We start from the raw sequence: 23,122 nt of genomic DNA on the forward strand, positions 1-23,122 counted from the left end.
GGGCACAGGAGTGCGCTCGCCTGTTCGTCGCTCTCACCAGGAAGAACGTCTCCGGTGGTGCGCCGAGGTGAGCCCCGGGGTCGCGTCGAGGTCCAGGGTGGCGGCGCCGCCGCCGGCAGCAGGACGGCTCGAGGCCGGTGCGGCCCAACCCACGTTAACGTAAACATCGTGACCGTTTCGTGACCTCAGGCCTCTTGCGTGGATTTCATCGACGGTTAGGTTTAGGCGCGAAACAACCTGGCGGCGCCGGCAACGAGGCTCGGCGCCCGACCGCAGAGAGGCGGAGGCTTGCAGTGGTGACGCAGACGAGCGTTGGGCGGCACGAAGCCTTGCCGACAGGGAGTGGGAAGGCCGTGCCGACGAAGAGTCGGAAGCCGCTGCTGAGAAGGATCGGCGACAACAGGACGCTGCTCCTCATGTGCCTTCCGGCCCTCGCGTTCTTCATCGTCTTCAGCTACGCCCCGCTCCCCGGGGCGTGGATCGCGTTCACGAACTTCAACTACCGGGACGGGATCTTCGGGAGCCCCTTCGTCGGGTTCAGGAACTTCGAGTTCCTCATCAAGTCCGGGCAGCTGTGGCTCCTCACGAAGAACACGATCCTCTACAACGTGGCCTTCATCATCCTGGGGAACATCCTCCAGATCGCGCTGGCCATCATGCTGAACGAGATCCGGTCGAAGTACTTCAAGAAGATCAGCCAGGCTGTCATGTTCTTGCCGTACTTCATCTCCGTCGTCCTCATCGGCGTCATCGCCTTCAACCTGCTGAACTACGACACCGGCGCACTCAACGCGCTCATCCAGCAGACCGGCGGGGACCCGATCAAGATCTACAGCATCGCCGGCGCCTGGCCGATCATCATCATCATCTGCCACCTCTGGCAGAGCACCGGGTACGGATCCATCGTCTACTTCGCCGCGATCATGGGCATCGACAACTCCCTGTTCGAGGCGGCCGCGATCGACGGGGCGTCTGCCTGGCAGCGGATCCGGTACGTCATCCTCCCGAGCCTGAAGCCCACGTTCATCATTCTTCTCCTGTTCTCGCTGGGCGGGATCATGAAGGGTAACTTCGGGCTGTTCTGGAACCTCGTCGGAAACAATGCGGCCCTCTTCCAGACGACGGACATCATCGAGACCTCCGTGTACCGGATGATCATTTCTCAGAACAATTTCACGTCATCCACAGCGGTCGGGCTGTACCAGTCCCTGTTCGGGTTCGCGCTCGTCATGCTGTGCAACTGGATAGTACGAAGGATCAACGAAGACTATGCGTTGTTCTGACACGAAGGGTTCGAGATGAGATACGTGGTCGCGGCGAAGGCGCCGCGCAAGGTCAGGCTGGGCAGGAGCGACTATGCGCTGCGGGGCATCTCGTACGTCACGGTCACAGCGTTCGCCGCCTTCTGTGCACTCCCCTTCGTCCTCATCCTCTCGGCGTCCTTCTCCAGCGAGTCCGCGATCATGAGGGACGGCTTCGGCCTGCTGCCCAAGGAGTTCACGTTCGCCGCCTACGAGTACATCTTCCGCGCTCCGAGACAGATCATCGGCTCGTACGTCGTCACGATCGTGATGACGGTGGCGGGAACGGCCATCGGGCTGTTCATCATCGCCATGACGGGATACGCCCTGCAGCGGAAGGACTTCCCCTTCAGGAACAGCATCTCGTTCTTCATCTACTTCACCACGCTCTTCTCGGCGGGGCTCGCGCCCACCTACATCTGGGTCGCGCGCTACCTCGAGCTGAGGGGTAGCTATCTGGCGGTGTTCCTCCAGCTGCTGATGACCCCGTGGCTCATCATCCTCATGAAGAACTTCGTGCGGTCCGTCCCCTACGAGATCATCGAGTCCGGAAAGGTGGACGGGGCGGGCGACTTCCGGATCTTCCTCCAGCTCGTGCTGCCCATGATGAAGCCCGCGCTGGCGACCTGCGGACTGTTCCTGGCCCTGGGGTACTGGAACGAGTGGTATCTGTCCTCGCTGTACCTCGGCAGCACGGTCGAGTTCAAGCCGCTCCAGTACCACCTGTACAACATCATCAACACGGCGAATGCCCTGAGGAATTCTGTGGCCGGCTCGAACGTGAGCATCACAGAGCTTCCGAGCAACACGCTGAAGATGGCGAGCGCCGTGGTGGCGACAGGGCCGATCGTGCTGCTCTACCCCTTCGTCCAGAGGTACTTCGTCAGCGGCATCACGGTCGGTGCGGTCAAGGGCTGACCGCTGACGACGACAAAGACCTGCACAACCCAACGAATCAAGGGAGTCTCAATGATGAGGAAGTCTCTCGCCAGGGCCGGGGCTGCGGCCATCGTCCTGGCTCTGAGCACGACGGCCCTCGCGGCCTGTACGCCAGGCGAAGGCGCCGAGTCGGGGGAACCGACGAATATCACGATGCTCGTGCTGGGCGACAAGCCCACCAACGGTCGCCTGGAGGCGATGCTCGAGAAGCTGAACGTCAAGCTGGAGGCGGAGGCGAACGCCAACCTCGACCTGTTCTACGTCGAGTGGGCCGACTGGCAGACGCAATACAACACCCAGCTCCTCTCCGGTGATGACGACATCGACCTGATCACCACCGCGACGGACTGGCTCTTCGCGTGGGAGAACGCCGAGAAGGGCGCCTTCCTCCCGCTGTCCGAGGAGATGCTGCAGGAGTACGCGCCGAAGACCTGGGAGCAGGTCGACGCGGAGGGGCACTGGGATCTGACCAAGCTCGACGACGGGCAGATCTACTTCATCCCCGAGGACAACTTCACCCAGTACACGAACCACGGGTTCTTCTACCGCGGCGACTGGGCCACCGCGGCGGGCATCCCGGACGGCACGATCACGAAGTTCGAGGAGTTCACGACCTACTTCTCGTGGGTCAAGCAGAACCAGCCGGAGGCCTACCCCTGGGATGTCTCGGGAGCCAAGGACGCCGCGCTGATCGGGTACCTCCAGGGGCACACCGACGGCCAGACGATCCAGCAGATCAGCGCCGGCAACTACTACCCGTTCCAGACCACGGAGTCGGACCCCTACACGGTGACGTCCTGGTACATGGAGGGCGACGAGCTCCTGGAGGCTGCCGAGCTGGCGAAGGAGTGGAACGAGATCGGCGTCTGGCGCGAGGACGCGCTGAACTACGACGGCGACACGCGTGAGGAGTTCTACGCGGGTCTGTCCGGCGCGGACCAGCACCACACGCAGACGTTCATCGGCTCGATCGTCGACAACATGACGAAGAAGCAGCCGGGGTCGGACCCGAAGTTCTTCTACTTCGGCCAGGAGAACGGGAACTTCTTCAACGACATCCTCACGCACGGTGCCATGGCCGTGAACGCCACCTCGAAGAGCCCCGAGAAGGCGCTCGAGGTCTACGACATCATCCGGAACGACGAGGAGGCCTACCGGCTGCTCAACTGGGGCATCGAGGGCACCGACTACGTCATCACGGAAGACGGCAAGCTCGGCTTCCCCGAAGGCTACGACTCTTCGACGGACGCCCTGGGGTCGAACTTCTGGGCCGGACGCATGGACGACTTCGAGCTCGACAGGGTGACGGACGCGCCGAACAAGCAGGAGATCTACGACGAGCTCGCCGCAGCGGCGAAGGACTACGAGTACTCGACGCTCGTCGTGAACAAGGACCTCATCGATCCCACGCTGGCGGCCATGGGCGGAGTGCTCTCCGAGTACATCCCGCAGCTCCAGTACGGCAAGTTCGACGACCCGGCCGCCGCCATCGCCGAGATGCGGCAGAAGCTGGAGGACGCGGGCTACGAGGACGCCAGGACTGCCATCCAGACCGACATGGACGCCTGGGCTGACGAGCGCGGCCTGAAGTAACCACGGCTTGACCCATGGTGCTGTGCAGGCCCGTGCGCGAACGGCGCCGGGCCTGCACAGCCCCTCCTGAGAGACAAGGCGATCGTGAGAAGAATCTTCGACGCGGACTCACCGCTCCTGCGGTTCCTGACCAAGGTCGCGGACCTGATGATCCTCAACATCGTGTTTGTCGTCACGTCCGTCCCGGTCATCACGCTGGGGGCCTCGCTGACCGCCCTCAACTACACCGCCATGAAGATCGTGACGAACGAGTGCGAGTCCGTGACGGGCGACTACTTCAGGTCGCTCCGGGCGAACTTCAGGCAGGGCACCCTCCTGGGCCTGGCCGTGGCGTTCCTGGCGCTGGTCCTTGCGGCCTGGTACATGGCCGTGGAGATCCTCGACGTGCCCGCCCTCGCCCAGCTGGTCCTGCAGGCGATCTGCTACCTGGTGGCCTTCAGGGTCGTGCTGGCCGCGCTGTACGCGTTTCCGTACCTGGCGAAGTTCGAGAACAGCGTGCGGGACGTGCTGAACAACTCGCGCCTGATGTCCCTCCGGCACCTGTTCGCGTCGCTGACCGTCCTCCTTGTCACCGCGCTGCCCGTCGTCATCACGGTCTTCTACCCGGCGGCGACGGTCTACGGACTGCTCTGGTTCCTGATCGGCTTCGCGGGAACAGCCTTTGTGAACGGGTTCGTGTTCACGAGCATCTTCGGCACGTACATCGCACCCCAGACGACCGTCTCCGTGGAAAGCGCAGGAGTGAATTGACCGAGACGATTGCGGCCGCCGTCGCCCTCGGCCCCTCGGGGCTCGTGCTCGACGGCAGCGAGCAGGTACGCCTGTGCGCCTCGCTGTTCTACTTCCGCATCCCCCGCGAGTCGTGGGCCTCCCGCCTCGAGGCCGTGCGGGCATCGGGCTACGACCTCGTGGACGTCTACGTCCCGTGGAACTTCCACGAGGTCGCCCCCGGGCGGTGGGACTTCGAGGGGCGGCGCGACGTCGCGGCGTTCCTCGACCTCGCGCACGCCGCGGGCCTGCGGGTGATCGCCCGCCCGGGCCCGTACATCTGCTCGGAGTGGGACGGCGGCGCCCTGCCCGCGTGGCTCACGCTCGAGGAGGGGCTCCGGCTCCGGCAGGCCGAGCCGCGCTACCTCGCCCACGTCGAGGCCTGGTTCGACCAGGTCCTCCCGCTGCTCGCCGCGCGCGAGCACGGGCGCGGCGGCGCGGTGGTCGCTGTCCAGCTCGAGAACGAGCTCGACTTCTTCGACTGCGAGGACCGCGCCGGGTACGTCGGCCGGCTGCGCGACCTCGCCCTGCGGCACGGGGTCAGCGTCCCGCTCGTCGCGTGCGCGGGGCAGGGCGACCTGACGGGCGCCACGGGCGACGTCGACGGCGTCGCCCCCGCCTTCAACTTCTACCCGGACGACCGCTCGTCGTTCGTCGAGCCCGAGGTCCGGCGCTACGCGGACCTCGTCGCCGACCGCGGCCTGCCGCTGCTCGTCACGGAGACGAACCGGCTGCACGCGACGCTCCGGCGGCTGGTCGTCAGCGGGGCCAAGGTGGTCGCGCCCTACCTCCAGGCGTCCGGGTACGACTTCGGCTGGACGCCGTCGGTCGGCAACTGGGGCGACCCGGGCGGCTTCATGTCGCACGACTACGACTTCGGCGGCTACCTCGACCCCGTCGGCGCCGCGCGCCCCGAGCACGCGGAGGCGCGCGTCCTGTCCGCGGTCCTGCGCACGCTCGGCCCGGCGCTCGCCCGGGCCTCGGCCGAGGCCGCGCCAGGCGCGTACACCACCGACGTCGCCACGAGCGCGTCGCCCTCGCGTCTCGTGCTCGACGGCGGCGGCGAGCTCCTCGGCGTCCCGAACCTCACCGAGGAGCCGGGCACCGTCACGCTGCCCGGGCCCGCGGACGGGTCGCCCGAGGTGACGGTCCCGCTCCCCCCGGCGTCGTGCCTCCTCGTCCTGCGCGACCTGCCCCTGGCGCCCTACGGCCTGCCCGGCACGCTCCGGCTCGCCACGGCCGACCTCGTCGGCGCCGGGCCGGACGGCCTCGCGCTGTCGGCGCGCGGCACGAGCGTGGTCGTCCTCGAGGTGCCCGAAGGCGTCGCGGCCGCCGAGCTCGCCGCGCCCGCCCCGGGCGCCCCGGTCCGGGCGACGCTCGAAGCGGGAGGTGCGGTGTGGAACGTCGTCGTGCTCCACCCCGACGACGTCGGCGACCAGTGCGCCGCCCCGCCCGCCGAGGGCGAGCCCGTGCTGATCGAGACGGCCACCCGCCTCGACCTCGGCACCCGGACGGGCACCACGACACGGCACGACCTGCCGCCGTCGTCCGAGGGGGTGGGCGTCTACCGCGGACGCACGCACTACGGCGTCGACGTCGGGGGCCTGACCGAACTGCTCCTCCAGGGCACCTCGGACATCGCGGACCTCACGCTGGACGACGACGTCCGGCCCACCCTCGCACGGTTCGGGGCCTCGGTCGTGGTGCCGGTCGCGGGAGCGCGCCGGCTGGAGGCCACCGTCGAGACCTGGGGCCACGCCAACTTCGACGACGTGCGGCTCCCCGCCCTGCAGATGGGATCGCTGCGCGGGCTCGGGCGGGTGTGGTCCGTCGTCGGGCGCGAGGACGTGTCCGCGCTGTGGGAGGTGACGGGGCAGGGAACCTGGTCCGGCGACCCCGCGCCCCTGCGGACGCTGGCGGGCTGGAGCAGCACGCGGGCCGGCAGGCCGGTCACGTACCGGCGCGGCCTGCCTGTCGACGGGCGATCGCACCACGCGCTGCGCCTCGACGGGGTCGAGGGCTCGGCGTCGGTCGTCGTCGACGGCATCACCCACGTCGTCACGCAGGACGAGCCCTGGCTCTCCCTCGCGCCCGGCGAGGGCGCGAACGTCGCCGTCACCGTGCCGCACCGTCCGGGGGCCGGGCTGAGCGCCGAGCTGCTGCGGCTCGAGCCGGTGCGCGGCTGGGACGTCGAGCCGCAGCCCGACGTCGCCCTCCTGGCGCTCGCCACGACCGACTCGACCGGCGAGCGGGTGAGCCTCCCGCTCGACCTCGCCCCCGGTGTCGAAGCCTGGTTCGACGCCGAGGTCCCTGCCGGCGGGCTCTCGCTCCGGTTCGAAGGGCGGCAGGTCCGCGTCAGCGCGTTCGCGAACGGCGAGCTGCTCGGCCGCGTCTGGCTCGGCGACCCCGCCCGGCCGCGCTTCACCGGCGGCGACCCCACCCGGCTCTGGCTGCCCGCCGCGTGGAACACTGGGGCTGTCCGGTTGATCGTCCGCGCAACACGCGGGGAGGAGTCCGCGCTCCTCGGACGCGTGCGAGCCACCGTGGTCCAGGAGTGAACATGGCCGTCCCCAGGAGGACTTCGCGCGACATCCGCAGCGAGTCCCGGCTGGACGCCCTCCACGCGGTCCTCGCCGCGGGAGAGACCACGCGGAACGAGATCGCGGCGGCCACCGGGCTCAGCCCGGCCACGGTCGCGACCGTCGTCGGCGAGCTGATCGCCGAGGGCATCGTCGCCGAGACGAAGCTGACCATCGGCCGGGTGGGCCGGCCGACCGCGACCCTCACGATGAACGCCGCCCGCGGGCGCGTCGTCGGCATCGACGTCGCCGAGACCTACGTGCGCGCCGTCATGTTCGACGCCGCGCTCAACGAGGTCGCGTCCGTCGAGGAACCGCGGGACGAGCACGTCCACGACCCAGCCAGTGTCGTCGAGGGCATCGGCCGCGCGCTCGACAACGTCCTCGAGCAGGGTGGCGTCACCCGCGCCTACGTCCTCGGCGTCGGCGTCGCCCTCCCCGGGCTCGTCCAGGGCGCATCGGGTGTGTCCGTCACCGTGCCGCACTGGAACTGGCACAAGGTCGAGCTCGAACGCCTGCGAGAGCGCGTGGGCCTTCCGCTCATCATCGACAACCCCCTCAAGGTCATCGCCACCGCCGAGCTCTGGCTCGGCCGCGGCCGGTACTGCTCCAGCATGATCACCATCAACCTCGGCACCGGCGTCGGCGCCGGGATCGTGCTCGAAGGCCGCATCCTGCGCGGCGCGACCAACTCCGCGGGCGAGTGGGGGCACTCCCTCCTCGTCCTCGACGGCCGCGAGTGCCGCTGCGGGCGTCGCGGCTGCGTCGAGGCGTACATCGGCGCACCCGGCATCCAGCAGACCCTCCGCGAGATCGAGCCCGGCCACCCCCTCGCCGACCTCACCATGCAGCGCGACTTCATCGACGCCATGGCCGAGGCCGCCGAACGGCCCGACCCCGACCCCGCCGTCCAGAAGACCATCGAGCGCACCGCCTACTACCTCGGGTCGGCGCTCGCGGACCTCGTCGCGGTCATCAACCCCGAGATCGTCACGCTCACCGGCTGGACCACGTGGGCTCTCGGCGAGCACCTGCTGCCCGCGACGCGCGCCCGGCTGGTCGAGCAGGCGCCCGGCCGGTCCGCCGACGACCTGCGCCTCGAGGTCTCGACCGTCCGCGGCAACTCCGTCGCGACGGGCGTCGCGACGATCGCGCTGGAGCGGTTCCTGACCGACGTCGGCCTCCTGACGACGCGGATCCCGCTCGCGCTCTGACGGCTCAGTAGCTCGCCCGCTCCCCTGCCGTTCCGTCGTCACGGATCCACGTGTCAGCCAATGCCTCCGACCCTCGGGCGAGCATCGCGACGTCGGCCCCGACGAGCACGAACGACGCCCCCGCGTCCAGGTAGGCGCGGGCCGCCGACGGGTCGAAGGCGTTGACGCCGACGGGCTTGCCCGCGGTGCGTACGGCCTCGAACGTCTTGAGCACCGCGGCGGTGACGTCCGGGTGCGTCTGCTGTCCGAGCAGGCCCATCGAGGCCGCCAGGTCGGACGGCCCCACGAACACGCCGTCGACCCCGTCGACCTCCGCGATGGCGGCGGCGTTCTCGACGCCGGTCACGGACTCGACCTGCACGAACAGAGACACGTACCGGTCGGCGTCCTGCATGTAGCCCTCGACCCGGTTCCAGCGCGCGCCGCGGGCCAGCGCGCTCCCCACACCGCGCACGCCGCGCGGTGGGTAGCGCACGGCCCGCACGACGGCGCGGGCCTGCTCGGCCGTGTCGACCATGGGCACCAGCACGTTCTGGGCGCCCAGGTCGAGGATCTGCTTGAGCACCACGGCGTCGCCCGACGGCGCCCGCACGAGCGGGGTGACCGGGTGCGGCGCCACCGCCTGCAGCAGCGCCGTCATGGTCTCCAGGCCGATCGGTGAGTGCTCGCCGTCGATCAGCAGCCAGTCCAGGCCGGCGCCCGCGCAGATCTCCGCCACCAGCGGGCTGCCGGTACACACCCACATGCCGATCTGCGCTCGGTCGGACCCGGCGATGCGGTCACGGAACGTGGGCGGAAGGGTCAGACGAATCGGCACGAGACGGTCCCCAGCTCTCGGTAGTCGGCCAGCACGGTGTCGCCGGGCTCCACCCACATGGGCCGGGTGAAGGACCCGGCCAGGATGATCTCGCCGGGTTGCAGGGCGTCACCGTGCTGGGCGAGCTTGTTCGCGAGCCAGGCGACGCCGGTGGCCGGGTGGTTGAGGACGGCCGCGGCGACGCCCGACTCCTCGATGACCTCGTTGCGGTACAGCAGCGCCGAGACCCAGCGCAGGTCGGTCTCGCCGACCTTCACCGGGTTGCCGCCGTAGACCATGCCGCCCATCGCCGCGTTGTCGCTGATCGTGTCGACGATGGTGCGCCCGGCCATCTCGATGCGGGACGACAGGATCTCGAGGGCAGGCACCACGTACTCGGTCGCGCGCAGCACGTCGAACACGGTGGCGTCCGGCCCCTTGATGCCCTCGCGCAGCACGAAGGCCAGCTCCACCTCGATCCGGACGTTCGAGAACCGCGAGTGCTCGATGACCGACCCGTTGTCGAAGACCATGTCGGCGAAGATCGCGCCGTAGTCCGGTTCGGTGATGCCTGTCGCGGCCTGCATGACCTTCGACGTGAGCCCGATCTTGCGGCCCACCGGGCGGCGCCCGGCCTCGATGCCGCGCCGGCGCCACGTGTTCTGCACGGCGTAGGAGTCCTCGACCGTCATGCCGGGGTACCGCGCGGTCAGGAGCGGCACCGTGCTGCGCTCTGCCTCCGCGCGGGCCAGCTCGTCGGCGATCGCGGTGATCGTCGCGTCGTCAAGCATGAACGCTCCCCTCAGAGCTGGTGCCCCAGCTTGTACTCGCCCTGCTTCCATGACGGCAGCGCCTCGGCGTCGTCCCCGGCACGCGTGTAGGAGAACCCGTCCGCGCCGATGGTCACGGCCATCTCCGAGGTGTCCGTGCGGGCGACGACGGGCTGTGGGTTGCCGTCCAGGTCCAGGACGAGCGAGGCCTCCGTGTACCAGGACGGCACCACCGGGTTGCCCCACCAGTCGCGGCGCTGGTTGTCGTGCACGTCCCAGGTCACCACGGGGTTGTCGGGGTCGCCCGTGTAGTAGTCCTGCGTGTAGATCTCCACACGGTGGCCGTCCGGGTCGCGCAGGTACAGGTAGAACGCGTTGGACACGCCGTGCCGGCCCGGACCGCGCTCGATGCGGTCCGACAGGCGCAGCGCGCCGAGCTTGTCGCAGATCGCGATGATGTTGTGCTTCTCGTGCGTGGCGAACGCGACGTGGTGCATGCGCGGGCCGTCGCCGCCCGTCATCGCCGTGTCGTGCACGGTCGGCTTGCGGCGCATCCACGCGGCGTACGTCGTGCCTTCGTCGTCCTGGATGTCCTCGGTGACGCGGAAGCCGAGGTCCTCCATGAACTTCACGGCGCGCGGCACGTCCGGCGTGACCTGGTTGAAGTGGTCCAGGCGCACCAGGGCGCCGGGAGTGTGCAGGTCGTACCGCCACGCGAGACGCTCGACGTGGTCGACGTCGTAGAAGAACTCGTAGGGGAAGCCCAGCGGGTCGGTCACCCGCACCGAGTCGCCGACGCCCTTGGTGAAGCCCTCCTTGCGGCGCTCCACGCGGCAGCCGAGCTCGGTGTAGAACTCGACGGCCCGGTCGAGCTCCTCGGGGCTGCGCACCCGGTAGGAGAAGGCGGCGACGGCGGCCGCGGGCCCCTTGCGCAGCACGAGGTTGTGATGGATGAACTCCTCGAGGCTCCGCAGGTAGACGGCGTCCTCGTCCTCCTCGGTGACGACGAGGCCGAGCACGTCGACGTAGAAGTTCCGGGAGGCGGCCAGGTCGGTGACCACCAGCTCCATGTACGCACACCGCAGGATGTCCGGCGGTGGCGCCAGGGGCGTGGGGATCGGGTCGCTGGCGGTGATCGGCGCGTCGCTGGTCACGACAGGCCCGGTGGTGTTTGTCATCGTCAGGCTCCCTTGCCGAACGTCGGGTTGTGTACCTTGCCGAGCGTGATGTGCACGGCCTGCTGGTCGGTGTAGAAGTCGATCGAGCGGTAGCCGCCCTCGTGCCCGAGGCCGGAGGCCTTGACCCCGCCGAACGGCGTGCGCAGGTCGCGCACGTTGTTCGAGTTGAGCCAGACCATGCCCGCCTCGACGGCCTGCGCGAAGTTGTGCGCGCGCTTCAGGTCGTTGGTCCACACGTAGGCGGCCAGCCCGTACCTGACCCCGTTGGCCAGGGCGAGGGCCTCCTCCTCGGTGTCGAACGGCGTGATCGCCACGACCGGGCCGAAGATCTCCTCCTGGAAGATCCGGGCCGACGGCGGCACGTCCGCGAAGACGGTCGGAGCCACGTAGTTGCCGGTCTCGAAACCCTCCGGGCGCCCGCCCCCTGCCACGAGCCGGCCCTCGGTCCTGCCGATCTCGATGTAGGAGACGACCTTCTCGTAGTGCTCGGGGTGCACCAGCGCGCCGACCTCTGTCTTCGGGTCCTGCGGGTCGCCGACCACAACACGCTTCGCCTGCTCGGCGTACCGCTCGACGAACTCGTCGTAGACCGCGCGCTCGACGAGGATGCGGCTGCCGGCGGTGCAGCGCTCGCCGTTGAGAGAGAAGACGCCGAAGATCGTCGCGTCGATCGCGGCCTCCAGGTCGGCGTCGGCGAAGACGATGGCCGGGGACTTGCCGCCGAGCTCCATCGACAGTCCCTTGAGGTACGGAGCGGCGTTGGCGAAGATGAGCTGCCCGGTGCGGCTCTCGCCCGTGAACGAGATCAGCGGCACGTCCGGGTGCTTGACGAGCGCGTCCCCCGCTTCCTCACCGAGGCCGTTGACGAGGTTGAACACTCCGTCGGGCAGCCCGGCCTCCTCGAAGATGCCGGCCCAGAGCGATGCCGAGAGCGGGGTGAACTCCGCGGGCTTGAGCACGACGGTGTTGCCGGTCGCCAGCGCGGGGCCGAGCTTCCAGGACTCGAGCATGAACGGCGTGTTCCACGGCGTGATGAGGCCGGCGACGCCGATCGGCTTGCGGTTGACGTAGTTGATCTGGCGGCCGGGCACCTTGAAGGTGTCGTCCGACTGGGCCACGACCAGGTCGGCGAAGAACCGGAAGTTCTCCGCGGCCCGGCGCGCCTGGCCCAGCGCCTGGGTGATCGGCAGGCCGGAGTCGAAGCTCTCCAGCTCCGCGAGGCGCGCGTCGCGGGACTCGACGATGTCCGCGACCCGGTGCAGGATCCGCGAGCGCTCGCGCGGCAGCAGCCGCGGCCACGGGCCGTCCACGAACGCGTCGCGCGCCGCGGTGACGGCGAGGTCGACGTCGGCCGCCTTTCCTGCCGCCGCCCGCACGTAGACCTCGTTGGTCACCGGTTCGAGCACGTCGAACGTGCCACCGTCCGCCGAGTCGACGAACTTGCCGCCGATGTAGTGCTGGATGCGGTCGGGCAGGCCGGCGGGCACGTGCCTGGTCGTCTGGTCGGTCATCGTGTCTCCGTGTGTCGTGTCTGGTGGTGCGCTCCGTCGGCGCGGGCGTCCAGGAAGGCCTGCATGGTCGCCCAGCGGTGGTTGCGCGCAGCGATCTCGATCTCGAGCGGGTCGGCCTTGCGGGCGATCAGGTCGAGGATGTGGACGTGCTCGGCCACGGAGTCGCGGGCCCGCCCGGGCACGAAGGCGAACGTGGAGTCCCGCAGCCCGGAAAGCTGAGCCCATCCGCGGTGGACCATGTCGAGCAGCAGCTGGTTGGGGCACGACTCGAACAGCACCGAGTGGAACTGCCGGTTCAGTGCCGTGAACGCGTGCGGGTCGAAGTAGTCGAGCAGGGCGCGCAGCTGGTCGTTCACGTCCGAGGCCCGCTTGAGGTCCTCGGCGGAGATGCCGGGCGCAGAGAGGCCGGTCGCCGCTCCTTCGACGACGCCCAGGGCCTGCATGGCGTCGACGTACCCGTGCTCGTCGACCATCGCGACCCGCGCACCGACGTTGCGCTCGAAGGTGACCAGGCCCTCGGCCTCCAGCCGCCTGATCGCCTCGCGCACGGGCACGACGCTCATCGCGAGCTCGTCGGCGATGCTCTGCAGCACGAGGCGGTAGCCCGGGCTCAGCTCGCGGTGCGCGATGCGGTCGCGCAGGTACGTGTACGCGAGCTGGGACTTGCTGGACGCGGTTGCCTCGGCGCCGGCGACGGTCATCGTGCACTCCTCCACGCCTGGTAGCGCGCCCGCCACTCGGCGTTGGGCGGGAACAGCCCGTCGACCGGATGGCCGGCAGCGACCTGCTCGGCGACCCAGGCGTCCTCCTCCTCCTGGGCGAGGGTCGCGTCGGCGACCTCCTCGGCCAGGTGCGGCGGGATGACGACGACGCCGTCCGCGTCGCCCACGACGACGTCGCCAGGCAGCACGGTCGCGCCGCCACAGGCGACGGCCACGTCGGTGTCCCACGGCACGTGCCGGCGGCCGAGCACCGCGGGATGGGCGCCCTTCGAGAAGACGGCCAGCCCCGTGGCGGCCACGGCGTCGAAGTCGCGCACGCCGCCGTCGGTGACGACGCCTGCGGCCCCGCGCACTCGCGCGCGCAGCGCGAGGACGTCGCCGAGGGTGGCCGAGCCCGTCTCGCCGCGCGCCTCGATGACGATGACCTCGCCGGCGCCGACGGCGTCGAACGCACGCTTCTGTGCGTTGTAGCCGCCGCCGTGCGAGGCGAACAGGTCCTCGCGGTTCGGCACGAAGCGCAGCGTCCGTGCGCGGCCCACGATCGTCGCGCCCGGCACGTTCGGCCGCACGCCCTCGATGATCACGTTGTCCAGGCCGCGCCGGCGCAGCTGGGCGGAGAGCCCCGCGACGGGCGCGCGCCGCAGCTTGCCGGCGAGCTCGTCGGTGAGCACGAACGGCTCCGGCTCGGGCTCCAGGCCCGCGGCCTCGCGACTCCCCCACGCCTCGGCACGCTGCGTGTCGTCGATCTTCGGGCCCGCGCCGACGTCGCCGAACGGCACGTCGCCCTGCACCACGGTGGTCACCAGGCGGCCCGACGACGGCGCGCCGGGCGCCGTCGGGGCGTCCACCTCGACCTCGACGACGTCGCCCGGCACCACGACGCTCGACCCGGCCGGCGTACCCGTGAGGATGACGTCGCCCGTCTCGAGCGTGAGGTGCTGGGACAGGTCGGCCACGATCTGCGCGAACGAGAAGAGCAGCGCGTCGTCGTCGGTCGTGCCCTCCTGCACGAGCTCGCCGTTGACCCAGGTACGGACGCGAAGGCCCGCAGGGTCGATCGCGCGGGCGTCGAGGAGAGCGGGGCCGATCGGCGTGTAGCCGTCGCGGCCCTTGGAGCGCACGTTCGAGCCCTTGTCGGCCCAGCGCAGGTCGTAGACGCCGAGGTCGTTCGCGGCCGTCACGGAGGCGACGTGGTCCCACGCCTTCTCGACGGGGACGTGCCGGGCCGGCTCGCCGATGACCAGCGCGATCTCCCCCTCGAAGGCGAGCAGCTCCGTGCTGGCGGGCCGCTCGGCCACCCCGCCCGTGGCGGCGAGCGAGCTGGTCGGCTTGAGGAAGTACGACGGTGCCGCGGGTCGCCGTCCGCGCTGGTCGGCGCGCGAGACGTACGCAAGGTGGACGGCGACGATCTTCCCCGGCCGCACCGCGAGCGGCACAGCCACGGGCAGTGTTCGTGTCTGTACCCGAGGGGCCTGCGCTTCCGTACCCATGAGCTCCCTTGCCCGTCGTTCCGCTGGTTCCACGACCTCTGGCGTTTCGTATCACAGATCGTATATGGTCGGGGGTAACACGGCAAGGCCCCTCCGGCCTCGCCCACGACGACGGGCCTGCCGACGACGGCCGGCCCGGATGACAAGGGAGTCATGTTGCAGTTCCACCACCACGGATATGTGACCGGCGACCCGCACGTACGGCCGGCCGAGGGCTACGGTCTCGAGCGGCCTGCCGAGCCGCCGGACGAGGTCGACGTGCTCATCGTCGGCAGCGGCCCGGCGGGGATGATCGCCGCCGCGCAACTGGCGCAGTTCCCGGGCATCCGCACGCACCTCGTCGAGCGACGGGCCGGGCGCCTCGAGATGGGCCAGGCCGACGGCATCCAGGCGCGCAGCGTCGAGACGTTCCAGGCGTTCGGGTTCGCCGAGCGAATCACCGCCGAGGCCTACCGGATCACCGAGATGGCGTTCTGGAAGCCCGACCCCGAGGTTCCGGGGAACATCGTCCGCGCCGCCGTCCCGCCGGACGACCCCCACGGGATCAGCGAGTTCCCGCACCTGATCGTCAACCAGGCGCGCGTGCTCGACTACTTCGCCGACGTAGCGGCCACGGCGCCCGCACGGCTGACGCCGGACTACGGCCTGGAGGTCGTGGGGCTCACGGTGGCAGACCGGGGCGAGCACCCGGTCACCGTGACGCTGCGGCACACGGCCGGGCCGCACCAGGGCGCCGAGCGCACGGTGCGCGCCCGCTACGTCATCGGGGCCGACGGGGCGCACAGCGCCGTACGGCACGCGATCGGCCGCAAGCCCGTGGGCGACAAGGCCAACCACGCCTGGGGCGTGATGGACGTGCTCGCCGTGACCGACTTCCCCGACGTGCGCACCAAGTGCGCCATCCAGTCGCACGACGGCGGGTCCATCCTGCTCATCCCGCGCGAGGGCGGATTCCTGGTGCGCTGGTACGTCGACCTCGGCGAGGTGCCGCCGGGCGACGGCGCCCGCGTCCGCGCGACGTCGCTGGACGAGATCATCGCCAAGGCCAACGAGATCATCCACCCCTACACGCTGGACGTGAAGGACGTGCCCTGGCACAGCGTGTACGAGGTCGGCCACCGGGTCACCGACGGGTTCGACGACGTTCCCGACGAGCTCACCGGCGTCCGCACGCCCCGGGTGTTCCTCACCGGCGACGCCTGCCACACCCACAGCGCCAAGGCCGGGCAGGGCATGAACGTGTCGATGCAGGACGGCTGGAACATCGCCTGGAAGCTGGCCCACGTGCTGACCGGACGGGCACCAGAAGCCCTGCTGGCCACCTACTCGGCGGAGCGGCAGGTCGTCGCGCAGGAGCTCATCGACTTCGACCGGGAGTGGTCGCGCCTCATGGCCACGCCTCCCGAGGACCTGCCCGACCCGACCTACCTGGAGGACTTCTACGTCAGGACGATCGAGTTCCCGTGCGGGTTCATGACCCAGTACCAGCCGTCGATGATCGTGTCCGGCGGCGCCCACCAGGAGCTCGCCACGGGCTTCCCGGTCGGCAAGCGGTTCAAGTCGGCTCCGGTCGAGCGCGTGGCCGACGGCAACCCCGCACACCTGGGGCACCACGCCCGCGCCGACGGACGGTGGCGTGTCTACGCGTTCGCCGACGCCGCCGCGCCGGGCGAGCCCTCGGCGCTGCGGGACTGGGCCGAGTGGCTGGGCACCGCACCCGGCTCTCCCCTGCTGCGGCACACGCCGGCGGGGACCGACCCGGACTCGGTGCTCGACGTCAAGGTCGTCTACCAGCAGGACCACTTCGGCGTCGAGCTCGCCGACGTGCCCGATGTCTTCAAGCCCCGGGTCGGCCCGTTCGGACTGGTCGACTACGAGAAGGTCTACGCCACCGACCCGGCACAGGACATCTTCGGGCTGCGTGGCATCGACCGCGCCGGCGCAGTGGTCGTCGTCCGGCCCGACCAGTACGTGGCCGCCGTGCTGCCGCTGAGCGCGACGGATGAGCTCGCGGCATTCTTCGCCGGTGCGCTGCTCCGGCAGGACACCACGCGCATCAAGGAGAACGCATGACCGCCACCCGCGAGCACGACCTGCTCACCGCCGTCCCCGACGGGCTCCTCATCGGCGGCCGCTGGCGTCCTGCCTCTGCGGGGGCCACGCTCACGGTCGAGGACCCGGCGACCGGCAAGACCATCAAGACCGTCGCCGACGCGGGCCCCGACGACGGCATGGCGGCGCTCGACGCTGCCGTCGCCGCCGCAGCGGAGTGGGCGGCGACGCCTGCCCGGGTCCGCGGTGAGATCCTCCGCCGCGCGTTCGACCTCCTGCAGGAGCGCCGAGAGGACTTCGCCCTCCTGATGACCCTCGAGATGGGCAAGCCGCTCGCGGAGGCGCGCGGCGAGGTGACGTACGGCGGCGAGTTCCTGCGCTGGTTCTCCGAGGAGGCCGTGCGGGTCACCGGCCGTTACGGGCCGAACCCCGAGGGAACCGGGCGCATGATCGTCACCCAGCACCCCGTCGGGCCCTGCTTCCTCATCACCCCGTGGAACTTCCCCCTCGCCATGGCCACGCGCAAGATCGCACCGGCGCTGGCGGCGGGCTGCACCGTCGTCGTCAAGCCTGCGGCCCTGACGCCGCTGACGACCCTGTATCTCGCGAACCTGCTGCAGGACGCCGGCCTGCCCGACGGCGTGGTCAACGTGATCACGACCTCCAGCTCGTCCGCCGTCTCCGGCCCGATCATCGCCGACCCCCGGCTGCGGAAGCTGTCGTTCACCGGGTCGACGCCGGTCGGCCGGCGGCTGCTGGAACAGGCCGCAGCCGGCGTGCTGCGCACCTCGATGGAGCTGGGCGGCAACGCCCCCTTCGTGGTCTTCGAGGACGCCGACCTGGACAAGGCCGTGGAGGGAGCCCTCGCGGCGAAGTTCCGCAACATCGGGCAGGCGTGCACGGCCGCGAACCGCTTCCTCGTGCACCGCACGGTCGCCGTCGAGTTCGCCCGCCGCGTCACCGCGGCGGTCGACGGCTTCGTCATCGGGCGCGGCACCGACCCGGACGTGACCATCGGCCCTCTGGTGGACGACAAGGCAGTTGCGAAGGCCGAGGCGCTCGTCAAGGACGCGGTCGCCCGAGGAGCCGAGCTGGCCTCGGGCGGCTCGCGGGTCGAGGGGGCAGGGAGCTTCTTCGAGCCGACCGTCCTGACCGGCGTCGCGCCCGGCAGCGACATCCTGCGGGAGGAGATCTTCGGTCCGGTGCTCGCGATCGCCCCGTTCGACACCGAGGACGAGGCGGTCGCCCTGGCCAACGACACCGAGTACGGGCTCGTCTCGTACGTCTACACGGAGAGCCTCTCGCGGGGCCAGCGCATGATCGAGCGGCTGGAGACCGGGATGATGGGCCTCAACGTCGGCGTCGTCTCCAACGCTGCAGCGCCCTTCGGCGGCTGGAAGATGTCCGGCCTCGGCCGGGAGGGCGGCGCCGAGGGGATCCACGAGTACCTCCAGACCAAGTACACGCTGACCCCAGCCTGACGGCGGCCGGCAGGCGCGCGGCCCGGCCTGCGGCTACACTCCCGATCGTCGAGGCGGACAATGCGCCGCCTGCGCTCGAAAAAGGGGCGCGCCGCAGGCCCAGAGCCTGGCCCGCAGGGGACACATACGGACTGCACCACTCATCCGTCCCTGTTTCCCTGGAGGCCCCGTGCCCACCGTGTCCGCACATGTCGCCCGTACGCTCGCCCAGCACATCGATCACGTCTTCGGCGTGATGGGCAACGGCAACGCCTGGTTCCTGGACGCCCTCGAGCGCTCGACGAGGGCGCGGTTCACCGCCGTCCGGCACGAGGCGGGCGGCGTGGTCGCCGCCGACGCCCACTTCCGCGCGTCGGGCCGCATCGCCGCCGCCACCGCCACCTACGGTGCGGGCTTCACCAACGCGCTCACGGCGCTCGCCGAGGCCGCGCAGGCCCGGGTGCCGCTGGTACTGCTGGCGGGTGACGAGCCGACGTCGGGCCCGCGCCCGTGGGACGTGGACCAGATCGCGCTCGCGGCCGCCGTCGGCGCCCGCACCTACACGGTGGGCCGCGCGGACGCTGCGGCCACCACCGTCATCGCGATCGAGCACGCCCTGACCTACCGGGTGCCCGTGGTGCTGGCGATCCCCTACGACGTCGCCGCCCTCGAGGCCGGCCCGGTCCCCGATGCCCCGGAGCTCACGCTTCCCGGGCCGATGGCCCCGGCGGGTCCGTTCGACGCGGCCGCCATCACCGACCTCGCCCGGCACCTCGCCGACGCCGAGCGGCCGCTGCTGCTCGCGGGTCGCGGCGCCTGGCTCGCCGGCGCGGGCGAGGCGCTCGGCGATCTCGCGGACGCGACGGGAGCGCTGACCACGACGACGGCGCTGGGCCGCGGCGTCTTCCGCGACGGCCGGTACGACCTCGGCGTCGCGGGCGGCTTCGGCGCCGAGGGGGCGATGGCGCTGGTGCGCGCGGCGGACGTCGCCGTCGTGCTGGGCGCGTCGCTCAACCAGTTCACGATGCGCTTCGGCGAGCTGTTCGCGCCGGGAACGCGAGTCGTCCAGGTGGACATCGCGCCCGCCGCGACGCACCGGCACGTCGGTGGCTTCGTCCGGGGCGACGCCGCGCTCGTCGCCCGCGCCCTCGTGGAGGAGCTGCGCACGCTGAGGGCGAAGCCGTCCGGGTGGCGCGAGACCGTGGACGTCGCCGCGGCCCGCAGCTACGAGACCGGCCCGGCGGACGGGATCGCGCCCGACGGACGCCTCGACCCGCGCACCGTCGCGCACCGCCTCGCCGGCCTGCTGCCTGCCGACCGGGTCGTCGTCTCCGACGGCGGGCACTTCATCGGCTGGGCCAACATGTACTGGCCCGTCGCCTCCCCCAACCGGATGATCATGGTCGGCACCGCCTTCCAGTCCATCGGGCTCGGCTTCCCCAGCGTCGCCGGCGCCGCCGCGGCACGCCCGGACGACGTCGTCGTGCTCACCACCGGCGACGGCGGCGGGCTCATGGCCCTCGCCGACCTCGAGACCGCGATACGCACCGCCGGCGGGCGCGGCATCGCCGTGGTGTGGAACGACGCCGCCTACGGCGCCGAGGTGCACGTGTACGGGCGGCTGGGCATCACCGAGGAGCTGATGCGCATCCCCGAGACGGACTTCGGCGCCCTCGCCGCCGCCGTCGGCGCGGAAGGCGTCGTCGTGCGCTCGCTCGCCGACCTGGACCGCGTCGCCTCGTGGGCGGCCGAGCCCGTCACCGGCCGCCACTTCCTGCTGGTCGACTGCCGGGTCTCGGCGTCCGTCGTCGCCCCCTACCAGGAGGAGATCCTGCGGGAGAACGGCGTCCGCTAGAGCGTGTCCTCCCCCTTCATCGAGGAGCGGGTCGGCCGCCTCACGGCAACCGCCCCCTGCCCGGCTTCCTCGCGTCCCTCGGCCCTGCCGGCCTCGTGGGCTTCCCGGAGCCACTGGGCGACGACGCCGACGTCCTCGTGGCGGCTGGTGAGCCGTTCCACCATGCCCTCGTCCTCGCCGGTCCGCGTGACGCCGGCGTCACTGAGCGCGTACACCAGGTGACGGCGGCTGAGCTGCTCCAGGTCGTCCGTGCGCACCCGCACCAGGTCCTCGAGGTGGCCCGTGAGCCGGATGTTGTCGGCCAGTGTCAGCATGTGCCGGACGACCAGCAGCACCACGACCGCGACCAGCAGAACGGCCAGCACTCCGTCGGTCAGCCGGGACGGGTCGCTCACGGCGACCACCAGGACCGCGCCCACCGGAAGGTAGGGAAGGAGCTCGCGCACCAGGGCTCGAGGATCCGCCCGACCCTCGGTGACGTTCTCCCAGACCGGAATCGACGCCGCCAGCGCGAGCAGCATGTAGCCGTAGGTCCAGCCGAGGTCCCATCCGCTGCCCGCCGCCTCCCGCCCCTGCAGGGCGAGGTAGCTGATCCCGGTGTCCGCGCAGGCGATGGCGGCGAAGCCGGTGGCCACCAGCAACATCGGCGCACGCTCCCGGCCGGTCGCCCGGACCGCCACGCCCGTCGCGACCGAGATGATCAGGATGTCTGTCAGCGGGTAGTACAGGTAGACGGCGAGATAGATCCACGAGGCCTCGCCCAGCTGCTCGACCAATGGACCCACGACCAGGATCCAGCTGATGAACAAGAGCGCCGCGCCGACGATGAGCCCGTCCGCGATCGCCCGTGCCCGACCTGCCCCCGAAAGGCTCCGGCTGGGCAGTGTCAGCATCGCCCCGACCGCAAAGGGCACGACGGCGACGAAGAAGATGTCCGCCGGGCCGGGATAGGTCTGGGTCTCCGGTGCGATGACCTGGTAGTAGAACCAGACGATGTTCCCGACCGCGTAGCACGACGCCGCGCCACCGAGCAGCCACCAGGGCAGACGACGGCCGCGGGGACGACGTCTCGCCGCCCGGAAGCACGCGATCGCAGCCAGCGTCGAGAACACCACGAAAGACGCATCGGAGACCGCGCGTGTTGTGTCCTGCCCACCGTAACCGCCCAGCCCAAAGGCAGCCAGTGCGGCGCCGAGAACCGTAAAGGCGATCGCCGTTCTCCGGAACGGCAGCCAATCCGCGCTCGCTTGAGTCATGAAATGACGAGCCCCCCATCGAACGTCAATTCAGCGCTGCCAACAAATGATCGGCGGCTCATTTCATCGTGCCACAGGAACGTGCGATCTCGCCTGGGAGACGAGGACATCGCCCCGTGGCCGGACATGCACGGAATGCACGGTGTCGTGCGCTCACGGTCAATACGGCGGGTCCCGGCGCTGCCGACAATCGTCGCGAACGCGCGTCACGTCAAGGAGGCCTGATGTACACCTACGACACACTCCTGGCCAAGGTCACCGCCACCGGCGGCACCTTCCGGGAGGTCACCGACCCCGCCACCGGGGTCCTGATCGGCCTCGCCCGGGTCGGCACCCTCGCCGATCTCGACAGCGCGGTCGCCCGCGCCGTCGACGCCCGGCACGGATGGGCAGCGCTGCCGGACGGCGACCGCCGTCAGACCCTCCTGGAGCTCGCCGACGCCGTCGACGCATCCGCCGAGGCCCTGGCGCTGATCCTGTCCCGGGAGCAGGGCAAGCCCCTCAACGGGCCGAATGCGCGGTTCGAGGTCGGTGCGTGCGCGAGCTGGCTGCGCGCTACCGCCGCCCTGGAGCTGCCGACCGAGACCGTCCTGGACGACGAGTCCGGGCACGCCGAGCTCTCCTACCGGCCGGTAGGCACAGTCGGCGTCATCACGCCGTGGAACTGGCCGATGATGATCGCGATCTGGCAGATCGCCCCGTCGCTGCGCATGGGGAACACCGTCGTCGCCAAGCCGTCGGAGCACACGACCCTCTCGGGCCTGGCCCTGGCGGCGGTGATCAACGACGTCCTGCCCGCGGGCGTGCTCGAGGTCGTCACGGGTGCGGGCGACGTCGGCGACGCACTGGTGCGCCGACCGGAGATCGGCAAGGTCATGTTCACGGGCTCCACCGCGACCGGCTCGAAGGTCATCGCGGCCTCGGCGGGCAACATCACCCGCCTCACGCTCGAGCTCGGCGGCAACGACGCGGGCGTCGTCCTGCACGACGTCGACCCCACCGCGATCGCCGAGGACCTGTTCTGGGGCGCGTTCATCAACACCGGCCAGACCTGTGCCGCGCTCAAGCGGCTGTACGTGCACGACGACGTCTACGACGCCGTCGTCCAGGCCCTCGCCGAGTTCGCCGCCAAGATGCCGATGGGCGTGGGCACCGACGAGGCCAACGTGCTCGGCCCGCTGCAGAACAAGATGCAGTTCGACGTGGTCGACACGCTCGTCGAGGACGCCAAGGCGCGCGGCGCCCGCATCGTGCTCGGTGGCGACCCCGACCGCGACCGCCCCGGATACTTCTACCCCACCACCCTCGTCGCCGACATCGACGACGAGGCCGCGCTGGTCCAGAAGGAGCAGTTCGGGCCCGCCCTGCCGATCGTCCGGTTCAGCGACATCGAGGAGGTGATCGCGGCGGCCAACGGCGTCGAGGACGGTCTGGGCGCCTCGGTGTGGTCGGCCGACCGGGATGCAGCCGTCGCGGTCGCCGGCCGCCTGCAGGCGGGGACCGTCTGGATCAACAGCCACGGCGGTGTGCACCCGTTCGTTCCGTTCGGCGGGGCCAAGCGCTCCGGCTACGGCCTCGAGTTCGGCACCGAGGGCCTCAAGTCCGTCGCCGTCCCGCAGGTGATCAGCGGCTGAGCGC

The 23,122-nt window shown here is 70.6% G+C and carries 17 protein-coding genes; 10 read left to right on the forward strand and 7 right to left on the reverse strand.

Annotated elements, in window-relative coordinates; translation table 11 throughout:
• The first annotated feature begins 416 nt into the window (after positions 1–416).
• The 6 genes from L1785_RS08375 (at position 417) to L1785_RS08400 (ending at position 8,394) form a co-directional block, all read left to right on the forward strand.
• Positions 417–1,283 carry an ABC transporter permease gene (locus L1785_RS08375; protein WP_236088756.1) on the forward strand — a complete coding sequence of 289 codons (867 nt, stop codon included), beginning with the start codon at positions 417–419 and terminating at the stop codon, positions 1,281–1,283.
• A gap of 15 nt (positions 1,284–1,298) precedes the next feature.
• Positions 1,299–2,219, forward strand: coding sequence for a carbohydrate ABC transporter permease (locus L1785_RS08380; RefSeq protein WP_236088757.1), 921 nt, complete (start codon positions 1,299–1,301; stop codon positions 2,217–2,219).
• A gap of 51 nt (positions 2,220–2,270) precedes the next feature.
• Positions 2,271–3,833, forward strand: a complete 1,563-nt coding sequence (locus L1785_RS08385) for a DUF3502 domain-containing protein (RefSeq protein ID WP_236088758.1) — start codon at positions 2,271–2,273, stop codon at positions 3,831–3,833.
• 84 nt (positions 3,834–3,917) lie between these two features.
• On the forward strand, positions 3,918–4,583 hold the full coding sequence (locus tag L1785_RS08390) for a YesL family protein (protein WP_236088759.1): 666 nt from the start codon (positions 3,918–3,920) through the stop codon (positions 4,581–4,583).
• Positions 4,580–7,159 (forward strand): beta-galactosidase, encoded by a 2,580-nt coding sequence (locus tag L1785_RS08395; RefSeq protein WP_236088760.1) that lies wholly within the window; start codon positions 4,580–4,582, stop codon positions 7,157–7,159. Before L1785_RS08390 ends, L1785_RS08395 begins: the two co-directional genes overlap by 4 nt.
• Positions 7,160–7,161: 2 nt before the next feature.
• Positions 7,162–8,394: an ROK family transcriptional regulator gene (locus L1785_RS08400; RefSeq protein ID WP_236088761.1), complete on the forward strand. Its 1,233-nt coding sequence runs from the start codon at positions 7,162–7,164 to the stop codon at positions 8,392–8,394.
• A gap of 4 nt (positions 8,395–8,398) precedes the next feature.
• On the opposite strand, the gene L1785_RS08405 is transcribed toward L1785_RS08400, so the two are convergent.
• Genes L1785_RS08405 through L1785_RS08430 form a run of 6 tightly spaced genes read right to left on the reverse strand, consistent with a single transcriptional unit; the run spans position 8,399 to position 14,861 of the window.
• On the reverse strand, positions 8,399–9,211 hold the full coding sequence (locus L1785_RS08405; protein ID WP_236088762.1) for an HpcH/HpaI aldolase family protein: 813 nt from the start codon (positions 9,209–9,211) through the stop codon (positions 8,399–8,401).
• Positions 9,196–9,981, reverse strand: a complete 786-nt coding sequence (hpaH, locus tag L1785_RS08410) for a 2-oxo-hept-4-ene-1,7-dioate hydratase (protein ID WP_236088763.1) — start codon at positions 9,979–9,981, stop codon at positions 9,196–9,198. The genes L1785_RS08405 and hpaH overlap by 16 nt, the downstream gene beginning before the upstream one ends.
• Positions 9,982–9,992: 11 nt before the next feature.
• Positions 9,993–11,138, reverse strand: coding sequence for a 3,4-dihydroxyphenylacetate 2,3-dioxygenase (gene hpaD / locus L1785_RS08415; RefSeq protein ID WP_236088764.1), 1,146 nt, complete (start codon positions 11,136–11,138; stop codon positions 9,993–9,995).
• Between the two features lie 2 nt (positions 11,139–11,140).
• The gene (gene hpaE / locus L1785_RS08420; RefSeq protein WP_236088765.1) at positions 11,141–12,649 is read right to left on the reverse strand and encodes a 5-carboxymethyl-2-hydroxymuconate semialdehyde dehydrogenase; all 1,509 of its coding nucleotides are present in this window, start codon (positions 12,647–12,649) and stop codon (positions 11,141–11,143) included.
• Positions 12,646–13,350 carry a GntR family transcriptional regulator gene (locus L1785_RS08425; protein ID WP_236088766.1) on the reverse strand — a complete coding sequence of 235 codons (705 nt, stop codon included), beginning with the start codon at positions 13,348–13,350 and terminating at the stop codon, positions 12,646–12,648. Before L1785_RS08425 ends, hpaE begins: the two co-directional genes overlap by 4 nt.
• Entirely contained in the window at positions 13,347–14,861 is a 1,515-nt protein-coding gene (locus L1785_RS08430; protein WP_268914995.1) for a fumarylacetoacetate hydrolase family protein, read from the reverse strand. The genes L1785_RS08425 and L1785_RS08430 overlap by 4 nt, the downstream gene beginning before the upstream one ends.
• Positions 14,862–15,017: 156 nt before the next feature.
• Between L1785_RS08430 and L1785_RS08435 the strand changes: the two genes are divergently transcribed.
• The 3 genes from L1785_RS08435 (at position 15,018) to L1785_RS08445 (ending at position 20,228) form a co-directional block, all read left to right on the forward strand.
• A complete protein-coding gene (locus tag L1785_RS08435) occupies positions 15,018–16,934 on the forward strand; it encodes an FAD-binding monooxygenase (protein WP_236088957.1) in 1,917 nt (638 codons plus the stop codon).
• The gene (locus L1785_RS08440) at positions 16,931–18,394 is read left to right on the forward strand and encodes an NAD-dependent succinate-semialdehyde dehydrogenase (RefSeq protein ID WP_236088768.1); all 1,464 of its coding nucleotides are present in this window, start codon (positions 16,931–16,933) and stop codon (positions 18,392–18,394) included. The genes L1785_RS08435 and L1785_RS08440 overlap by 4 nt, the downstream gene beginning before the upstream one ends.
• Positions 18,395–18,563: 169 nt before the next feature.
• Positions 18,564–20,228 (forward strand): thiamine pyrophosphate-binding protein, encoded by a 1,665-nt coding sequence (locus tag L1785_RS08445; protein WP_236088769.1) that lies wholly within the window; start codon positions 18,564–18,566, stop codon positions 20,226–20,228.
• On the opposite strand, the gene L1785_RS08450 is transcribed toward L1785_RS08445, so the two are convergent.
• Positions 20,225–21,343 (reverse strand): hypothetical protein, encoded by a 1,119-nt coding sequence (locus tag L1785_RS08450; protein ID WP_236088770.1) that lies wholly within the window; start codon positions 21,341–21,343, stop codon positions 20,225–20,227. The genes L1785_RS08445 and L1785_RS08450 overlap by 4 nt on opposite strands.
• Positions 21,344–21,708: 365 nt before the next feature.
• Here L1785_RS08450 and L1785_RS08455 point away from each other — a divergent pair, with 365 nt between their 5' ends.
• Positions 21,709–23,118: an aldehyde dehydrogenase family protein gene (locus L1785_RS08455; protein ID WP_236088771.1), complete on the forward strand. Its 1,410-nt coding sequence runs from the start codon at positions 21,709–21,711 to the stop codon at positions 23,116–23,118.
• The last annotated feature ends 4 nt before the right edge of the window (positions 23,119–23,122 follow it).

This window comes from Antribacter soli (assembly GCF_021568775.1).
GTDB classification, from domain to species: domain Bacteria; phylum Actinomycetota; class Actinomycetes; order Actinomycetales; family Cellulomonadaceae; genus Antribacter; species Antribacter soli.